This window comes from Roseateles sp. P5_E8, from assembly GCF_054177665.1.
In genome coordinates this window covers 121,023-138,027 of sequence record NZ_JBGCUM010000006.1, presented here as the reverse complement: position 1 = coordinate 138,027, position 17,005 = coordinate 121,023, and the positions used below count along the sequence as shown (strand labels likewise).

At 68.4% G+C, this 17,005-nt stretch carries 12 protein-coding genes; 1 reads left to right on the top strand and 11 read right to left on the bottom strand.

Features of this window, described 5'->3' with window-relative positions:
• Positions 1–19 precede the first annotated feature (19 nt).
• Positions 20–1,372: a sensor histidine kinase gene (locus ACXRVZ_RS05480; RefSeq protein ID WP_457420944.1), complete on the bottom strand. Its 1,353-nt coding sequence runs from the start codon at positions 1,370–1,372 to the stop codon at positions 20–22.
• Positions 1,369–2,040 (bottom strand): response regulator, encoded by a 672-nt coding sequence (locus tag ACXRVZ_RS05475; protein ID WP_457420942.1) that lies wholly within the window; start codon positions 2,038–2,040, stop codon positions 1,369–1,371. The genes ACXRVZ_RS05480 and ACXRVZ_RS05475 overlap by 4 nt, the downstream gene beginning before the upstream one ends.
• Positions 2,041–2,177: 137 nt before the next feature.
• On the opposite strand from ACXRVZ_RS05475, the gene ACXRVZ_RS05470 reads away from it, so the two are divergent.
• The gene (locus tag ACXRVZ_RS05470) at positions 2,178–2,939 is read left to right on the top strand and encodes a MipA/OmpV family protein (RefSeq protein ID WP_457420939.1); all 762 of its coding nucleotides are present in this window, start codon (positions 2,178–2,180) and stop codon (positions 2,937–2,939) included.
• 9 nt (positions 2,940–2,948) lie between these two features.
• Here ACXRVZ_RS05470 and ACXRVZ_RS05465 read toward each other — a convergent pair whose 3' ends face one another.
• The 9 genes from ACXRVZ_RS05465 to ACXRVZ_RS05425 form a co-directional block, all read right to left on the bottom strand.
• Positions 2,949–3,578 carry a hypothetical protein gene (locus tag ACXRVZ_RS05465; RefSeq protein ID WP_458232231.1) on the bottom strand — a complete coding sequence of 210 codons (630 nt, stop codon included), beginning with the start codon at positions 3,576–3,578 and terminating at the stop codon, positions 2,949–2,951.
• Positions 3,579–4,035: 457 nt separating this feature from the next.
• Entirely contained in the window at positions 4,036–4,455 is a 420-nt protein-coding gene (locus tag ACXRVZ_RS05460; RefSeq protein WP_457420935.1) for a hypothetical protein, read from the bottom strand.
• A 113-nt stretch (positions 4,456–4,568) separates the two neighbouring features.
• Positions 4,569–5,522 carry a hypothetical protein gene (locus ACXRVZ_RS05455; protein ID WP_457420933.1) on the bottom strand — a complete coding sequence of 318 codons (954 nt, stop codon included), beginning with the start codon at positions 5,520–5,522 and terminating at the stop codon, positions 4,569–4,571.
• A 57-nt stretch (positions 5,523–5,579) separates the two neighbouring features.
• Positions 5,580–6,578 carry a family 43 glycosylhydrolase gene (locus ACXRVZ_RS05450; RefSeq protein ID WP_457420931.1) on the bottom strand — a complete coding sequence of 333 codons (999 nt, stop codon included), beginning with the start codon at positions 6,576–6,578 and terminating at the stop codon, positions 5,580–5,582.
• Positions 6,575–8,995 carry a glycosyl hydrolase 115 family protein gene (locus tag ACXRVZ_RS05445; RefSeq protein ID WP_457420929.1) on the bottom strand — a complete coding sequence of 807 codons (2,421 nt, stop codon included), beginning with the start codon at positions 8,993–8,995 and terminating at the stop codon, positions 6,575–6,577. The genes ACXRVZ_RS05450 and ACXRVZ_RS05445 overlap by 4 nt, the downstream gene beginning before the upstream one ends.
• Positions 8,995–9,987: a hypothetical protein gene (locus ACXRVZ_RS05440; protein WP_457420927.1), complete on the bottom strand. Its 993-nt coding sequence runs from the start codon at positions 9,985–9,987 to the stop codon at positions 8,995–8,997. Before ACXRVZ_RS05440 ends, ACXRVZ_RS05445 begins: the two co-directional genes overlap by 1 nt.
• Positions 9,984–11,831, bottom strand: a complete 1,848-nt coding sequence (locus ACXRVZ_RS05435) for a rhamnogalacturonan lyase (RefSeq protein WP_457420925.1) — start codon at positions 11,829–11,831, stop codon at positions 9,984–9,986. Before ACXRVZ_RS05435 ends, ACXRVZ_RS05440 begins: the two co-directional genes overlap by 4 nt.
• Positions 11,832–12,114: 283 nt before the next feature.
• Positions 12,115–15,252, bottom strand: coding sequence for a TonB-dependent receptor (locus tag ACXRVZ_RS05430; protein ID WP_457420923.1), 3,138 nt, complete (start codon positions 15,250–15,252; stop codon positions 12,115–12,117).
• A gap of 313 nt (positions 15,253–15,565) precedes the next feature.
• A complete protein-coding gene (locus ACXRVZ_RS05425; RefSeq protein WP_457420921.1) occupies positions 15,566–16,927 on the bottom strand; it encodes a TolB family protein in 1,362 nt (453 codons plus the stop codon).
• Positions 16,928–17,005 lie beyond the last annotated feature (78 nt).

Sequence of the window (17,005 nt, the reverse complement as noted above, 5' to 3'; positions counted from 1 at the left end):
GGCATGAATGAGTTGGGACTTAGCCTGGGACCGGCAGGTGAACTCGTGCGACGAGACCACTGAGCCCGTCCTCCCGGCCGCGCAACTCGATGCTCAGCCCATGCCGCAAGCCAGCCTGTCGCGCGATGGCCAGGCCCAGGCCGCTGCCGCCGGCGGGCGCGTCGGGCATGCGGAAGAAGCGGTCGAAGACGCGCTCGCGCATGGACGCCGGCAGGCCCGGGCCGCGGTCCAGCACATCCACCCAACGCGCGCCGCCTTCGCCCGCGGCCAGCCTCAGCTCGACCTCGCTGCCCGGCGGCGCATGGCGCAGGGCGTTGTCGATGAGGTTGTCGAAGAGGCTGCGCAGGTCGCCCTCGACGGCGCTCAGCAGCAGCGGGCCTTCAACATGGTCGACAAAGCCGACCTCGACGCCGCGCCGGTCGGCCAGGGCCATGGCCTGACCGATGCTGGCCCGCAGCAGCGCGCGCAGGTCGAGCAACGCGCTAGCGCTGGCCGTGCGGGCCGCCTCCTGGCGCGACAGGCTCAGCATCTGCTCGACGAGGTGCTCGGCGCGGTGCATGCCCTGCTGCAACTGCTCGAACTCGGCCTGGGCGCCGGCCATGTGGGGGCGCAGGTTCTCCAGCTGCAGGTTGAGAGCCGTCAGCGGCGTGCGCAGCTCGTGGGCGGCGTCCTGCACGAAGCGGCGCTGGGCCAGCAGCCCCTCACGCAGCCGCCCGAGCAGCGCCTCGAAAGCCCCCACCAGCGGCGTGATTTCGCAAGGCACGTCCAGCGCGCCATCGCTGGTGCTGTGCTCGTCTCGCTTGGCCAGTTGCAGCGCCACGCCGCGCAGCCGCCGCGAGGTGCGGCCAATCACCTTGCCCAGCACGAGCAGCGACACCGGCAACAGCAGCAGGCCCGACAGGCTGGCCAGCACTGCGCGCCCGCCCACCTCCTGGTGCCGAAAAGCCTGGCTCTGCAGCACCTGAGCACGCAGCTCGCCCGCGTCGCTCGCTGGTGCGGTGTAGGCATACCAATCCTCGCCGCCCGCGCTGAGCGTGTGCCAGCCGGGCTCGGCCTGCAGCGGCACGTCCAACGCCGGCCAGGAGCTGGCGCGGCGCGCCGGGTCGCGGGCGCACCAGAGCTGCACGATGAAACCACCGGCCTCATAGACCTCGGGGCCCGTCGGCTGCAGCGGAACGCTCAGACCCTCGCAGGAACGCACCGCGTGCGAGTGCGCCAGCGCCTTCATCTGGCCGTCCATGAAGCCGTAGACGATGCGGCCATAGCTCCAGTAGAAGGCGCCGCCGATGGCGGCTGTCGTCAGCAGGTGCAGCGGCAGCAGCCACAACACCAGCTGCAGATGCAGCGAGATCGGCCTGCGCGCACGCGTCATGCGGATTCCACAAGCGCCACGCGCCAACCCAGCCCGCGCACGTTGCGGATGGCGTCGGCGCCGAACTTGCGGCGCATGCCGTGGATGAGCACGTCGATCATGTTGCTGCCCACCTCCTCGCCCCAGCCGTAGATGCGCTGCTCCAGCTGCTCGCGCGACAGGATGGCGCCGGGGCGCTCCAGCAGCGCGCGCAGCAGCGCGAACTCGCGCGCCGTCAGCGCCTCGCGCTGGCCGCCGCGCAAGGCCTCGCGGGTGTTGAGGTCCAGCTGCAGCGCTGCGCCCGTGCCCAGCAGCGACTGGGCCGCGCCGCTGGCCCGGCGCAGCAGCGCCCGCATGCGCGCCTGCAGCTCGCCAAACTCGAAGGGCTTGACGAGGTAATCGTCGGCGCCCAGGTCCAGGCCCTGTATGCGGTCTTCAACGCCGTCGCGCGCCGTCAGCACCAGCACCGGCGTCAGCTCGCCCTTGGCGCGCAGCTGACGCAGCAGGCTCAGGCCATCCAGCCGGGGCAGGCCCAGGTCCAGCAGCACGCAGGCATAGCCGCCGTCGGCCAGCGCTGCGCGGGCGGGCTCGCCGTCGCGCACCCAGTCCACCGACCAGCCGGCGCGGGCCAGCGCCTGGGTCAGGCTCTTGCCAATCATCTCGTCGTCTTCCACCAGCAGTGCGCGCATGCGCGGCAGCTTAAACGTGCTGACTTAAGCCATCGTGAGGATGGACGACCGGCCAGGGTCACGCGCCCTAAGCCGGCGCCAATTCGCGGCTTCTAGTCTGCGCGGCGTTTCGTTCCCACACCCGAAGGAAGTAGTCCATGCAAGCCCACGCCCTCCGCCTTGTCGCCGCGCTGCTGATCGCCACGCCGGCCCTGGCTCAGAACAGCCCGCCCGACGGCGGGCAACCCAGCTCGCTGACCATCGCGGGCATCGGCGCCGGCGCCGTGCGCGAGCCCTACCGCGGTGTGGACGCCAAGGCCCGTGTGCTGCCGCTGCTGATCTACGAGAGCAAGTGGGTGTCGGTCGCGCTGCCCACCATCGACGTGAAGCTGGGCAGTACCGGCCCGGTCAGCTGGCGGCTGCGCACGCGCTTCGGCTTCGACGGCTACAAGGCCAAGGACTCCGACTTTCTGCGCGGCATGGACCGCCGCAAGGAGGGCCTGTGGCTGGGCGGCGCAGCCATCTGGGACACCGGCATGGGCGAGCTGTCGCTGGAGGTGTTGGGCGACGCGACCAGCAACAGCAAGGGCCGCGTCTTCTCGCTGGAGTACGAGAAGCGCTTCGACTTCGGCGACCTGGCCATCACGCCCCGCATCGGCCTGCGCGGCGTGGACAAGAAGTTCGTGGACTACTACTTCGGCGTGAAGCCCAACGAGGCCATCGCCGGCCGGCCCGTCTACCTGGGCAAGTCGGCCACGCAGACCGAAGGTGGGCTGCGTTTCACCTATGCGACGGGCAGCAATGAAATGCTGTTCCTGGACGTGTCGGGCCGCCTGATCGGCAAGGAGATCGAGAAGAGCCCGCTGGTGGAGCGCCGCTACCAGGCGAGCTTGTTCGCGGGATGGCTGTATCGGTTCTGAGCGGTCAGGTCAGCGCTCAGGCGTGCAGCGGCCCTGGATATCGGCCGCCAGCCGCGCGACTTCGGCGGGGTCGGCACCGGGCGGCGGTTCGAAGCTGGCCAGCAAGCTCTCCAACGCAGCTATGTGGGCGGAGTGGCTGTCGGGCCGGCGCCGCGCCTGCTCGGTCGCCTTGCTGATCGCGGCGCGCTTCTCCTCACGCAGCGCGCCGATCTCGTTGGGTGTCAGCAGCCGCGGGTGCTGTGCAGCCAGCATGCTGAGCCAGTGCTGCGACACGCGGTCGCAGGCCCAGGCGTCGCGGCGCAACGCGGCCACGACCGTGGGCTCTGAGGCCACGTCAAAACCCTTGCCCAGCGCCAACACCAGCGCGGCCGCCGCACCTTGATCGCCTTCGGCGAGGCTGCGGCGCAGCAGCGGCACCAGTTGCGCGCGTGACGCGGCATCCACGGCCTGGCAGGACGCCAGGTCCTGCTGCATGCCGGCCAGCAGCGCGCAGCCGTCAGCCTCGCACTTGCGGTGCCATCCAGCGTCGACCTCCGCACGGAGTCTCTCGACGTTTTCGCAGGCCCTGATGTGCCACGCCGCCTCGCCGGCCTTGCCGCGCTGGTCGCTGCTGACGGCTATTTGAATCTCGCGCTGCATGCGCGAAACGTCCAGCGGGGGGCGGGGAATGGCGACCGCCGATGCCGGTGCCGCCGGCTGCCAGACGGCCTCGGCGGACGGTGCAATGGCGGATGGCGAGGCCGGCAACGCTTGTGCCACTGGCGGGGCCGACAGCGGCGGCGGTTCAGGCGGCACAGCGTCGCGCCGCCATTTCAAAGCAATCGCCAGAACGCACCAGCCGGCCAGCATGAAGAGAAGCCGCGTCGGTGTCATTGCGTTCAGCTCCGGCAACGCGCCTGCACATCCGCCAACAGCCGATTGGCCTCGGCAGGGCCGGCATCGGGCAACAGCACGGGGAGGCATGGCACAGGCTTCATCGGGAAACGCGGCTGGCAGTCATGAACGACTGCGGACTATGCCGAACCAACCTGCCGGCAAGCGAGGTAGTTTTCACGCAGGGCCGGCTGCGACGGCCGGCGCGCACGCCGCCTCACCGTCAGGAGCTCAGCACCTGCGCAAGTCGCTCGGCGAGCTGCGCGCGCTGGTCCTGCGATGAGGCATTCGCCAGCGAACGCTCGCCCGCGGCGCGAGCGTCTGCGACGCGGCCAGCGGCGAACAGCGCCTCGGCCTGGGTGAGATTCAGCAGCCAGTCGTCGGGCAAGGCCGCCAGAGACGGCGCCAGCACGTCCAGTGCGCGCTGGGGCTGGCCGTGGCGTACCAGCCGGTCCGCCAGGAAGTGACAGGCGATCTTCACGGCGGGCTCGGCATCGCTTGCCCCGGCGTGCGCCTGCTCCGCCGCCAGCGCCAGTTCCGACTGGGCAACGGCTTCGGCCAGCTGGCCCCGCGTGTCCAGCACGCCGGCGAGTTGGGCGTGCAGGTCCGCAACGGCGGGAAAGCCGCCGTCACGAACCAGCATGATGGCCGCGGTGAAGCCCGCTGAGGCCTCGGCCAGCCGCCCGGCGCCCCAGTGGGCGAAGGCCTGGCGGGCCAGCGCGTTGATCTGCGCGTAGGGATTCTGGGCTTGGCTCTCTAGCTGCCAACGCCACGAGGCCCGCCACCGGGAAGGGCGGCTTGCGCGGCCTCGCAGCGGGTCTGGATCTCGGCCGAGATCCGCGCCACTTCCGCAGGGTTGGCCTCGGGCGGCGGCTTGAAGGTGGCCAGCATGCCTTCGAAGGCGGCCTGACGCTTCGGGTCACCGTCAGCCTTGCGCAGCGCTGCCTCCAGACCCTTGCTGAGCTGGATGCGTTCCTGATCGCGCAAGGCCCCGATCTCATTGGGGGTCAACAGTTGAGGATCCCGGCGGACCAGCCTGCTCAGCACACTTTGTGAACTGCGGTCGCAGTCCCAGGCGTCACGGCGCAGCGCCGGGATGACGCCGGGCTCATCTGCCAGATTGAAGTTCTTTTCCAAGGCCTGCACCAGGCCCGCAGCCGCGCCCTTGTCGCCCTCGTCAAGGCTGCGCCGAAGCAGCGGCACCAGCTGCGCGCGAGAAGCTGCGTCCACGGCCTGGCACGAGGCGACCAACTCCTGGTGGCTGGCTCTCATGACGCTGTGCGCGGTTTCGGGCAAGCGGCGCAGCAAGTCCTCCATCCGCTGGCGCACCCGCTCTGGGTCGCGCTCTAACGCCAGGCACCTCTGGATGTGCCGCGCTGCTTCCCCAGCCTTGCCACGCTGATCGCTGCTGATGGCGAGCTGGATGTCGGGCTGCATGCGCGAGACGTTCACAGGCGGGCGGCGCAAGACGGCCGATGCAGGGATCGCAGCCGCCGGCGTCGGTGCAGGCGCTGAGGCGGGACCAGCTTCGGCAGTGCGAGCCGGCTCGGCCAGGCCGCCACCACCCGCAGCCAGCATGGAAGGCGCAGGCAAGGCAGCTTGCTGCGGCGCCGCGGCGTCATCACCACGCCAGCCGCCCAGCGCATAGACAAGGGCACCGGCACCGGCAATACCGGCGAGCCAGGCAAGACGTCTAACAACGGGCTTCATCGTGACGAGTCCTTTGCGCTCATGAAGGATGCGGGCGATGCCCGCGCATTGCGCGGGCTACTTTGTCACGCCCGGCGTGGTGCCAGGTGTTGCCCGACGGGGAAAATCACCCACGCCTTCTTGTGTCCGCTCGACCTTGCGGATCGTGCCGTCGTCGTTGAAGTGCAAGTACTCGGCCGTCACGTGGCGCTGCTTCTTGTTGCAGGCCGCGCCAGGCGTATCCAGCCAGCGGTGATAGAACAGGATCCACTGGCCCTTGAACTGCACGATGGAGTGGTGGTTGTTGGCGTTGCTCTCCTGCTCCATGATGACGCCGTGGTACTTCCAGGGCCCCTTGGGCGAGGTCGCCGTGTAGTAGGTCAGGACGCGGTTGTGCTCGGGCATCGTGAAGTAGTACAGGCCGCCCCGCTTGAACACCCACGGGCCTTCCATCGGCGGCTCGTAGCCGCCCATGTCCATCTTCTGCAGCTCGCCCTTGAGGCTGCGCATGTCGTCGGCCATCTCGGCCACCAGATAGTTGACGCCCGACGTGCGGCTGTAGAGGTAGGCGCGGCCGTCGTCGTCGACGAACAGCACCGGGTCGTTGGCGTAAGGCTTGCGCCACAGCGGCGCGCCGATCATGTCCTTGAAGGGGCCGGCGGGCGAGTCGCTCTCGGCGATGCCTATGCCCATCCACTTGGTGCTGTTCTTGGAGTTCTGGCGGTCCTTGACACCGGTGCCGGCGGGGAACACCAGGTAGTACTTGCCGTTCTTGTAGGCCGCATCGGGTGCCCAGGCGTAGTCGGTGGCCCACTTGAGGTCCTTCACCGACAGCACGGCGCCGTGGTTGGTCCAGTTGACGAGGTCGGTGGACGAGAAGGCGTACCAGTCCTTCATGTGGAAGTCGGCCTGGCATTCCTCATCGTGCGAGGTGTAGAGCCACATCTTGCCGTCCTTCCAGACGTGTCCGGAGGGGTCGGCGGTGCGCAGGTCCTTGCCGAGGTTGAGCGGGTTCTGGGCCTGGGCCAGCGGCGCGGCGAGCAGGGCGGCAGCGAGGATGAGGGATGCGAGCTTCATGGGTTGCCTTTGCAAGCGCCGGGCACAAGCTCGGCACCGTCGAACATCAGATCACGTTGAACGGCCTTGAGCTTCAGCAGCAGCGGGGGCGCCGCGCGTTCGGCCAAGGTCAGCATGGCGGGCAGGCGGTTGGCCAGCACGCCCTGCGCCCAGCCGGCGTCCTGCGTGCCACGGGCCCAGCGCAGCGGGTGCGTCTGGCCGTCGACGAACACCTCAGCCTGCCACGGCTCACCGGTGGTCAGCGGATAGGTGGGTAGCACGTGTATGCGCAGGCAACTGGCGCCGGCGGGTGCTTGGGCTTGCAGCTCCAAAGTTGAACCGGGCTGCTGCGCGCGGAGCACGCCGTCGCCACGGCCGAGGCCGGGGATGAGGCGCCAGCCTTGCGACGCCGTCACGCGCAGCGCAGGCTTTGCTTCGGCGGCAGCGGTCACGGGGGCGAGGTCGGCAGCGGCTTTCGCGAGGTCTCTCAGCGCCTCGGTCCCACTGCCACCGAGGCCGGCGGCCGGCAGCAACGGCGCCTGCTGGCGGTAGCTCGTCCACAAGCCATCGGCTGGCTCCTCGGCCAGCATGCCGGCCCAACGGCCGCCGTTGTAGCGCGCGGTCAAGGCCTTGAGGCGCTGGTCGGCGCGCACGGCCTGGGCAGCGAAGCGGCGGGCACCAGGCGGGTCGCGCTCCATCGTCACCGCGTAGCGCTCCAGCGCGAAGAAGCGCTCGTTGGCCAGGGCGGAGGCGCGCACCGGGTATTCGACCAGCTGGAAGAAGCCGTCGCGCTGCGCGGCTGCGACGTGCGGGCGCACGGCGTCCAGGCTGGCAAGGAGTCCAGTGAAGCGACCCAAGCGCTCGTCGATGGCGGCCGGCGCCAGGCCGCTTCGGCGCGCGCGCTCACCGGGCAGGTGGTATTGCAGATGCTCGGGGCGGCGCTCGAAGTTGAGACGGTAGTAGCCGTCCCAGATATCCGCGATCTCGGACAGCCCGAACAGCCGCTGCGCCAAATCACGCAGGTAAGCCTGCTGGCCCTGCGCCCGCACCGCAGCCGGGTTCCAGGCCAGGTCGAACCAGTGGCTGAGGTTGACCTCGTGCGGCTTGATGTCGCCCGCATTGGCGACCCACAGCCGCTGCACGCCGGCATCGAAGGCGCGACCCATCTCCTCAGCGACGAGGGCGGGCGGCGTCGTGCTCAGCCACAGATAGGACAGCGGCGCGCCGAGATAGCTCAGGTGGTAGTACACGCCCGAACCGCCCGAACGCTTGGCTTGAGCGGCATCCGGGAACTGGCGGATGTAGCCAAAGTTGTCGTCGGGCCAGACCAGCGTCACGTCGTCCGGAAGGGCCAGGCCAGGCAGCAGCGGCAGCACTTCCTTGTAGGGCACGAAGACCTGGGCCAGCGTGGCCGGGTCGCCGACATACTTCGCCAGCAATTCACGCTGGTCCGCCAGCAGGCCGTTCAGCAGCGCCTGCTTCTCAGCCACCGTGCCGCCGCCCTGCATGCCGGAGTCGTGGATGCCGCGCATGCCCAGTGTGAACAGGCTCTCGTAGCGGCCATTCGTCTTCAGGCGCTCGGCCCAGTAATCGCGCACCTGTTCGGCATGCGTCGCGTAGTTGTATTGCTCGGCCGGCGCCTTCCATTCGGCGACGTTGTTGCGCAGCATGGGCTCGGCGTGGGACGAGCCCATGACGATGCCGTAGCGCTGCGCCAGCTCGGCATTGCGCGGGTTGGCATTGAAGGCGCCCGACACCTGGTGCATGGCCGGCCACAACGTGTTGGCCTTCAGGCGCAGCAGCAAGCGGAAAACCTGCTCGTAGGTGCGCGGTCCGATGGTGCCGGCCTCGGGTTCGAAGGTGTTGGCGGCCCAGGGGAAGAGGCCCCAGTCCTCGTCGTTGATGAAGAGGCCGCGGTACTTGACGGCGGGGCCGTCGTGCAGCGGTTCGCTCAGGGAGACGTGCAGCGGCCCGCGCTTGAGCGGTGCCACGTCGGCCCACCAGTGCCAGGGCGACACGCCCAGCGCCTGGCTCAGCGTGTAGACGCCATAGGCCGTGCCGCGGCGGTCGGCGCCAGCGATGACGAGGGCTGCCTTCACGCCGGGCGCGGGGTTGCGTAGCAGCGCGATCTGGAAGCACTCCCAGCAGCCCTTGAGCTTGCTGAGGTCGAGGCCGGCGGCGTCGATCTGCGCATGCCGGCCGGCGGTGCCGACCCAGATCTGCACGGCGCCTTTGATGCCTGTGCGCAGGCCCAGGCGCTTGAAGTCATCGGCCAGGTCCTTCGCGACGAAGGCTTCTAGCGGATCGGCGTTGGGCGCGGTGACGATGACGGCGCCGTCGAGTGGCACGCTGCCCGGCGAGGCCGAGGTCGTCACGCTCAAGCCTGCTTGCGCTGCCCCGGCCACGCTCAACAAGAAGGCCAGCAGCAGCGCGCGCATCAACGGGCTCCGAAGGCCGCGCGCAGGTCCGGCGGCGGCGCGTTGCGGTCCACCGTCAGCCAGCCGCCCACCAGCTTCAGCTCGGCCACCTGGATGACGGTGCGCTGGTGCCAGCGGTCATCCGTCTTGGCCTCGGGCTCGCCGCTCTGGTGCGTGAAGTAAAAGAGGTAGGCGCGGCCGTCGACGACGGTGACGCCCGGGTGCTGGCCCTTGGCGCGGTCGGTGAGGTGCTGGCCGATGTCGGCAAGCATTCGCGTCGGCTGCTCTTCCCAACGCTCGGCGTCGTCGGAGCGCATGACGAGCAAGCCCTTCCACAGGTCAGCCACCAGCCACCATTTGCCGGCGAACTGGAAGACCGTGGGGCCTTCGCCGGGCAGTTGGCTGATGGGGCCGCGCACGGTCCAGGTCTTCATGTCGGGGCTGTCGGCCACCTTGAGCTTGCTGCCGCCCTGCTCATCCTTGAACCACATGCGCCAGCCGCCCTGCGGCGCACGGATGACGGACGCGTCGATGACCTTGGGCGAGCCCAGGTCCACGCGGCCAGCGCATTGCCAAGTGCGCAGGTCGGTGCTGGTCAGGTGCTCGATGCGGCGCTCGCCGGTCCAGCTCTTGTGCACGCCGGGCACGATGGTCAGCCACAGGTGGTAGGTGCCGTCAAAGTCCTGGATCTCGGGCGCCCACAACGTGACGCCCGTGCACTCGGCCGGGAACTTGGCCTCGCCCGATGCGCGCCAGTGGTTGCCGTCGTCCGTCGTCGCGATGCCGATGGGCGTGGCGTGCACCCAGCTCACGTCCTTGGGGTCGTCCAGCCGCAGTGTGGCGCGGCGGTTGGTGTAGAACATTTCCCAGCGCTTCAGGCCGCGGTTGAAGACCAGCGACACGTCGGCCGCGCCGTCCAGCACCGGATCGCGGAAGAGCGGGCGCGGTGCCGGTTCGGGCGTGGCGCAGCCGGCCAGCGCGGCCAACAACAGAAGCAGGGCAGCGAGTTTCATGGCGTCTGGATAGGCAGGTAGCGCGGCGCTTTCATGCCGTGCCCGAGGTGGAAGCTGGTGTGCGGCGGCTGGTTGTAGCCGGCGTTCTGCGCGGCCACCTGCACGCGGTACTGCGGGTCGTGCATCAGCGTCACCAACCGGTGCTCGGTCGGCAGCGGTGTCGAGAAGACCAGCAGCGCGGTGCTGTCCTCGTTGCGCCAGACGACTTCCTCGCGCCAGTCGCCGAACAGGTCGGCCGACAGCACCGGGTTGCCCTTGGTGCCATTGTTCGAGGCCGCACCAAACTTCTTGCCGTTCAGCACGTTCTCGAACTTGAACGCGCCCGGGTTCCACTTGTCGATGGCGACGTGATCCAGCGACTCGCGCAGCAGGTCGCCGTCCCACCAGATCGCGAAGTTGTAGCGGTTGGGGTGGTTCTCGCTGATGAGCTTGCCGCCCGCGCTCATCAGGCCGCCGACAGAGCCCCAGCACTCGGCGCCGGGGTAGGCGGGGTCGATGTCAAAGCACGCGCCGCGGCCCACGTCGGTGTTCTTGCCGGACATGCTCCACAGCACCTTGCCGGTGGCCGCGTCGTGCATCTCCAGGCCATGCTCGCCGTAGCAGCGCGGGCTCTCGTGGACCATGAAGATCTGCTGTTGGCCTTCGCGCGCCGGGTCGAAGGCGCTGACGTGCAGCGCGTCGCCGTGGCACAGGCCGGTGCTGTAGAGCAGCTTGCCGGTGCTGGCGATGGTGGCAGCGCCGTAGATGATGTCGTCGCGGCCGTCGCGGTCCACGTCGGCCACCGAGAACCAATGGGCGCCCTGCCCTGCGGCGGGCTTGCTTTCGGCATCGGCATTGCTGTCGAAGACCCAACGCTGGGTCAGCTTGCCGTCGCGCCAGTCCCAGGCGGTGATGACGGCGCGCGTGTAGTAGCCGCGCGAGAACACGGCGCTGGGCCGCTGCCCGTCCAGGTAGGCGACGCCGGCCAGGAAGCGGTCGACGCGGTTGCCATAGGCATCGCCCCAGGCAGCGGTGTCGCCACGGGGCGGGTTGTAGTCCACCGTCGCCATGGCCGCGCCGGTCTGGCCGTTGAAGACGGTCAGGAATTCGGGACCGGCCAGCACGTAGCCTGCCTCGTTGCGGTAGTCGGCCTTGGTGTCGCCGATCGCTTTGCCGGCGCCGTCCACCGTGCCGTCGGCCGTCTTCATCATCACTTCGGCCTTGCCGTCGCCGTCCAGGTCGTAGGCCACCATGTGTGTGTAATGGGCACCGGCGCGGATGTTGCGGCCGAGGTCGATGCGCCAAAGCCGCGTGCCGTCGAGCTTGTAGGCATCGACGAAGGTGTTGCCAGTGTGGCCCTTCTGCGAGTTGTCCTTGGCGTTGGTGGGCTGCCACTTCACGACCAGCTCGTACTGGCCATCGCCGTCCAGGTCGGCGGGTGCGCCGTCGTTCATCTGGTAGGTGTAGGCGACGCCGTCCGGCGTGGTGCCGCCCTCGGGCTTTTGCAGCGGCACGCGCAGGTAGGGCTGGCTCCAGGGCGCGGTGGCGGCAGACGCGGCCTGCTCGTGCCCGAACACCACGGCGCGCACCGTGTAGAGGCTGTCGGCGCTGCCCTTCGCATCCACCAGATTGGCCAACGCCTGCGGCTCGGCGTTGACGCGCTTGCCGTCGCGATAGACGTTGAAGCGCACGCCAGCCGGCTCGGTGCCGAGCAGCCGCCAGCTGACGAATACGCCGGACGAGGTCGACAGCGCGACGACGCCGCGGTCGAGCTTCTCCATCTGGCGCGTGTCCGCATGGGCCGTGAGAGCGCCGGCCATCAGCAGGCCGCAGGCCAGCTTGGAGATCGTGGACGAGAGAGTCATGTCAGCATTCCAATTCAAATTCGCACGGCCGTAGTGCCAGGGAATGGGCCGAGCGCCGGGCCGCTCCCAAGCCGGCCCGCATGGCGATGTGCCGGCGGCTCAACGCCGCAAGCATCGCCGTCCCCCAGGGGGACCGACCAGGCCCGCCCGCGTCCAGCGCGGCGGGACTGGGCGAGGGGTTCCATTCCAGCCAAAAAAAGAGGCCCCTCGCGGGGCCCGCACCTGAAATTCAGGCGCAACAGGATTGGCCATGCCGGCCAACGCCCGGAGATCAAAAACGCCGTCAGAGCTTGAAGCCCAGCGTCACGTAGTAACGACGGCCGGACCAGGCCAGCTCGTTGGGGCGCGACAGGTCGCCCGCGTAGGTCAGTTCGGCCTGGTCGGTCAGGTTCTTGGCTTCGAAGGCCACGGTGAAATTCTTCGTCGCCTTCCACTGGATCTTGGCGTCCAGGTAGCCGGTCTTGTCGCTGAAGTTCGGGTTGCCCGAGACGTCGTTGCCACCGGTGTAGTACTTGTCGCGGTAGGCGTAGGCCAGGCGGGCGTTGAAGTTGCCGTCGTCGTACCACAGGCCCAGGTTGTAGGAGTTCTTCGACAGGCCCGGATACGGCAGCACCGAGTTGTCCAGCGGGCTGATGAGCTCGTTGCCCTTGGCGTAGCTGAACGTCATGCGGGTGTAGTTGGCGTCGACGCCGAAGTTGCCCAGCAGGCCCGGCAGGAAGGTCAGCGCCGTGCGGCCCGCCAGCTCCAGGCCCTGCGTCTTGGCGCCCTCGCTGTTGACGGCCTGCGTCACGTCGAACAGGCGGGCGTCGCCGTAGAAGTTCACCTTCGGCTGGTAGACGCCGGTACGCACGTAGGTGCCGATTTGGGTGCGGAAGGTGGCCAGGCTGAACTGCGTGTCGCGGCTGGGGTAGTACTCCACGCTCAGGTCGTACTTGGTGCCGCGATAGGGCTTGAGGTCGGGGTTGCCGGCCGTGCAGGTGTCGGTGCCGTTACCGCCCCGCGCCGGGTCGCCGCTGCCGGTCGTGCAGGTGACGTTGGGCGCCAGCAGGTCGATCGCCGGACGCGCCATCACCTTGGCCGTGCCACCGCGCACCAGCAGCTTGCCGCCGATCAGCTGCAGCGTGGCGTTCAGGCTGGGCAGCACGTCGCTGTAGCTGTTGTCGAGCGTGACCACTTTGTTGGTGTTCACCAGGGGCGCACAGGTCGACACCGTGAGCGGGTTGCAGGTGCGGTCCGTCTGCAGGCCGGTCGTCCTCAGGTCGGTGCGGGCGTAGCGCACGCCGACATTGCCATCCAGCGGCAGGCCGAAGATCTCGGTGCCCCAGTCCAGCCGCACATAAGCCGCCTTGACCTTCTCGGTGACGTCGAAGGCCGGGATCTGCGGATAGGTCTTGCCGTCGTTGCCGGGCGACGAGTAAAGGTATTTGTGGGAGAAATCGCTGGCGTCGAAAATGCCCGACGCCGTCGTCGCCGCATAGCTCGGTGCCGTCCAGTTGGCGGGGACGCCGGTCACGTCGCCATAGCCACCCAGGAAGGTGCCGGGCGACTTCGTGCGGATCGTGTTGACGATCTCCTGCATGCGCGTGCCGGTCACATATGAGGTCTTGAAGCCGCTGTTGATGTAGGTCTGCGCGTCGTTGGGGCGTTGCGCCGTGCCGGTGTACAGCGGGTCCCAGATGAAGGTCTGGTTGACGTTGGCGGTGCGGACATTGATGTCGACCGCTTCGTCGGTAGCGGTCAGGCTGCCGTTGTTCTGCACCAGGTAGCCGCCGCCGTTGTACTGGCGCGCGCTGGACTCGCGCATCTGGCCGCCGAACCACAGGCTCTGGAAGAAGGGGTGATCGAAGTTGTACTGGAAGTCCAGCTTGCCCTGGCGCTCGGTGTTCTTCGTGGCCGACGGGCGGTACTGCAGCTGCGCCTGCACATAGGACGAGGCGTTGTCCGGGCTGTAGGCCGTCGGGAACGTGAACTGCGGCAGGTGGCTGCCGTCGAGCTTGACGACCAGGCCGGGCGCGTTCTGCGTCAGCACGATGTTGTTGCTCTCGCTCTTGTAGTCCGACTTGGAGTCACCCAGCAGGCCTTCGATGCGCCACTTGTCGTTCTTGAACTTGAAGCCGGCGCTGGTGTACTTGGACTTGATGTCCAGCGCGAAATCGCGCGCCGACGTGCTGAACGCGCCCTGGCCGCCCTGGCCGGCCACGTTCAGGCAGTTGCCCACGGTGAACTGCGTGACGTGGTGGTTCTCCACCGTCATGCCGGCCGGCGTTGCAGCAGACGGCGCTGCGACGCAGGTGCCCGCCGTGGCAACGGTGCCGTTGGCCGCGTAGACCGGCGCATTGCCCGACGATGCCAGCCGTGTGATGGCTGAAAAGTCGGTGCCGTAGTTCATGTCATTGAGCCGCTGCGCCTGCGTGTTCGCCTGGTAGCTCACGAAGGCATCCAGCTCCTTGGTGAACTGGTATTGCGCGGTCACTTCGGCGGAGCTGCGCTCGTGGTCGCGGGTCCAGATGCCGTAGCGCGAGATGCGCGGCGAGTAATCGAACCATTGCGAGTTGCAGGGCGCCTGGTCGGCGGCGGCCAGGCTGGTGCAGCCGGCCTTGGTGGTCACGCCCGCAGCGTTGGCGTTCAGGCTGGTGATGGTCTTGTCGGCGGAGAAGTCCCAGTCGCGCAGGAAGGCCCAGGACGTGTTGCGCGCAAAGTCGCCGCGCGTGTAGATCTTGTCGTAAACCAGGTTGGCCATCAGGCCGAGCTTGTTGTCCAGGAACTTGTCGGCCAGCAGCAGCGTGCCACGCGGCTGCACGCCGCCGCGCAGGCTGCCCTGCTCGGCCGCCAGCGTGCCGGCGATGGTGCGCTTGGTGAAGTCCAGCGGCTTGCGCGTCTTGATCTCCACGGTGCCGCCGATGCCGCCTTCGGTCAGGTCAGCCGTCGATCCCTTGATGACGTCGATGGAAGCGATCAGCTCCGACGCAAGCTCGCGCAGCTCAGCGCCGCGGCCGGCACCGCCGTTGGTGCTCAGCACCGACATGCCGTTGATCTGGACGCGGTTCAGGTTGGGCTCGACGCCGCGGATGGACACCTGCGAGCCTTCGCCGAACTGGCGCGACAGCTGCACGCCGGTGATGCGCGACAACGCCTCGCCGACGTTCTTGTCCGGGAACTGGTCGATGTCTTCCGCAACGATGCTGTCGCTGACGGTGGACGCGTTCTTCTTGCGGTCGATGGCGCTCTGGATGGAGCGGCGGATACCCGTCACGACGACGGTCTCAAGCTGGTTGGTGTCCTGGGCGGCCGGCGCGGACGCGGCAGCCGCCGGTGCGGCGGGCTGCTGGGCGTGGGCCTGGCTGGCCAAGGCGGCCGAAACGGCCAGCGCGAGGGGAGTCCAACCCGAAACCGGCGCGCGGCCGTGAATCTTCTTCAGCATTTTGTTTGTCTCCAAAATATCAACCCAACCAGCGCGACAAAGGCGCCTTGTCTTATTTGCCCCGCAACGAGTCTAGGCGCCTGGTTTCTGGCCGGCTCAGCGCGCAGGAAAGAATCAGGCGCGTGATTGCTTCGGCTGGCGTTAACCCTCGCAAAGCGCAGCCTGCGCTCAGATCGCTGCGCATTGCCGTTGCGGCGCGGCCACTCAACGAATATTCGAAATATTCAATCGCGAGCGCGCCAATCAATTGGCCACCTCAATAAATTCGAATATTCAATCTCGAGCTCGACGCTCGAAACATATTCAAACAATCTCAGGGGCGGCGCTCCAGCCAGGCCTGCGGCACCGGCACGATGCAGATACTCATCTCGCGCCCGTCCGCCGCCAGCAGGGCCGACTGGATCTGGATCTTCTTGCCGTCGGGGCTGAAGGTCGGGTGGACGTGATCGCGCGCGGTGGTCTTGTGGCCCGCGCTGAGCAGGATCATTTCGCGCGTGCGGCGGTCGATCAGGTAGAGGCCGCGCTCGAAGTCGTCGCCGACCGCGAAGCGGCCGTCGAATGAGCCATGCACATGCCACAGGCCGCTGCCCTTCGGCGTCTGGCCGGCAATGATCATCTCGCGCGTACGCAAGTTGATGATGGCCAGGCCCGTGGGCTTCTCGCGCGTGCCGGTGTTGCCCCAGCCGTCCTCCTGGCCGGGGTTGGCGCCTTCGACGGCGGTGCCCGCCGGCCGGTTCGGATCCATGACGCCCGGGACCGGGCGGTGGCCCATGATGGCCAGCGCCACTTCGTCCTTGCCAATGAAGGCCTCGTGCGTGACCCACTCGTAGGGCGCTTCCGGGTAGAGCGGCCGCAGGCCGGTGCCGTCGCCCTTGACCGTCCAGGTGCGCTGCGGCGACTTGCCGCCCGTCTCCCAGCTGAACACCAGTTCGCCCGGGTTCCATGAGTTGGATTGGATGTGGCCGATCTGGAAGGGCACGGAGACGACGTGCTGGATCTCACCCGTCTTCACATTGATCTTGCCGATGGCATGCGGGCCGGCGCCCATGCCACGCGGGCCGAAGGGCGCCTCGACCTTGGTGCCGGCCGACAGCTTTGCGCCGGCGTAGGCCTTGCCCTGGATGCGGAAGTAGAACCACTGGCCATCGGCGTCCAGCGCGTTGTCGCCATAGGCCTCCAGCTCCGCAGGCAGCGTGGCGAAGATGCGCTGGTAGGCGCTGGCCGGCTTCATGGCGCCGGCCTTGCTGTCGGCGAACACGCGGGTCAGGTCCACCTCGACGGCCTGCCTGACCTTGTCGCCGCCAGCGCCGGTCGGGTCCTTGCGCAGGAAGTAGAGCTTGTTGCCGCCCGACTGCGCCAGGTTGAGCATGCCCTCGTAGCCGCCCTCGGTGACCTGCACCAGGTCGCCCGTGGCCTCGTTGACGGCGATGGCCTCGCCCTTCACGCGGTTGGAGCGGAACACCAGCCACTGGCCGTCGGCCGTCCACTGCGGATGGCTGGGGTAGATCTTGGCGTCGCCGCGCGGCTGTGTCGTCAAAAAGGTCAGCGGTGTGCCGGTGACCGGGTCGGGCACGACGCGCTTCTCGGACGGGAAGCGCTGGCCGATCTGGGCCCAGGCGGAGCCGAGCGCCAGGCTGAGCAAGGCGCCGATGAACAGGGTTTTCTTGGAGCGCATGGCAGGGCCGTCAGGTCGAAGTGCGGCGACTCTAGGCCCGGCTGTGTCAAGGACTGTTGCTGGCCGCCAATCGCTCAA

Bases quoted from the DNA above. Each gene is read 5' to 3' on its own strand.
- ACXRVZ_RS05480 (WP_457420944.1), bottom strand. From the start codon at position 1,372: ATGACGCGTGCGCGCAGGCCGATCTCGCTGCATCTGCAGCTGGTGTTG.
- ACXRVZ_RS05475 (WP_457420942.1), bottom strand. From the start codon at position 2,040: ATGCGCGCACTGCTGGTGGAAGACGACGAGATGATTGGCAAGAGCCTG.
- ACXRVZ_RS05470 (WP_457420939.1), top strand. From the start codon at position 2,178: ATGCAAGCCCACGCCCTCCGCCTTGTCGCCGCGCTGCTGATCGCCACG.
- ACXRVZ_RS05465 (WP_458232231.1), bottom strand. From the start codon at position 3,578: ATGCAGCGCGAGATTCAAATAGCCGTCAGCAGCGACCAGCGCGGCAAG.
- ACXRVZ_RS05460 (WP_457420935.1), bottom strand. From the start codon at position 4,455: ATGCTGGTTCGTGACGGCGGCTTTCCCGCCGTTGCGGACCTGCACGCC.
- ACXRVZ_RS05455 (WP_457420933.1), bottom strand. From the start codon at position 5,522: ATGAAGCCCGTTGTTAGACGTCTTGCCTGGCTCGCCGGTATTGCCGGT.
- ACXRVZ_RS05450 (WP_457420931.1), bottom strand. From the start codon at position 6,578: ATGAAGCTCGCATCCCTCATCCTCGCTGCCGCCCTGCTCGCCGCGCCG.
- ACXRVZ_RS05445 (WP_457420929.1), bottom strand. From the start codon at position 8,995: ATGCGCGCGCTGCTGCTGGCCTTCTTGTTGAGCGTGGCCGGGGCAGCG.
- ACXRVZ_RS05440 (WP_457420927.1), bottom strand. From the start codon at position 9,987: ATGAAACTCGCTGCCCTGCTTCTGTTGTTGGCCGCGCTGGCCGGCTGC.
- ACXRVZ_RS05435 (WP_457420925.1), bottom strand. From the start codon at position 11,831: ATGACTCTCTCGTCCACGATCTCCAAGCTGGCCTGCGGCCTGCTGATG.
- ACXRVZ_RS05430 (WP_457420923.1), bottom strand. From the start codon at position 15,252: ATGCTGAAGAAGATTCACGGCCGCGCGCCGGTTTCGGGTTGGACTCCC.
- ACXRVZ_RS05425 (WP_457420921.1), bottom strand. From the start codon at position 16,927: ATGCGCTCCAAGAAAACCCTGTTCATCGGCGCCTTGCTCAGCCTGGCG.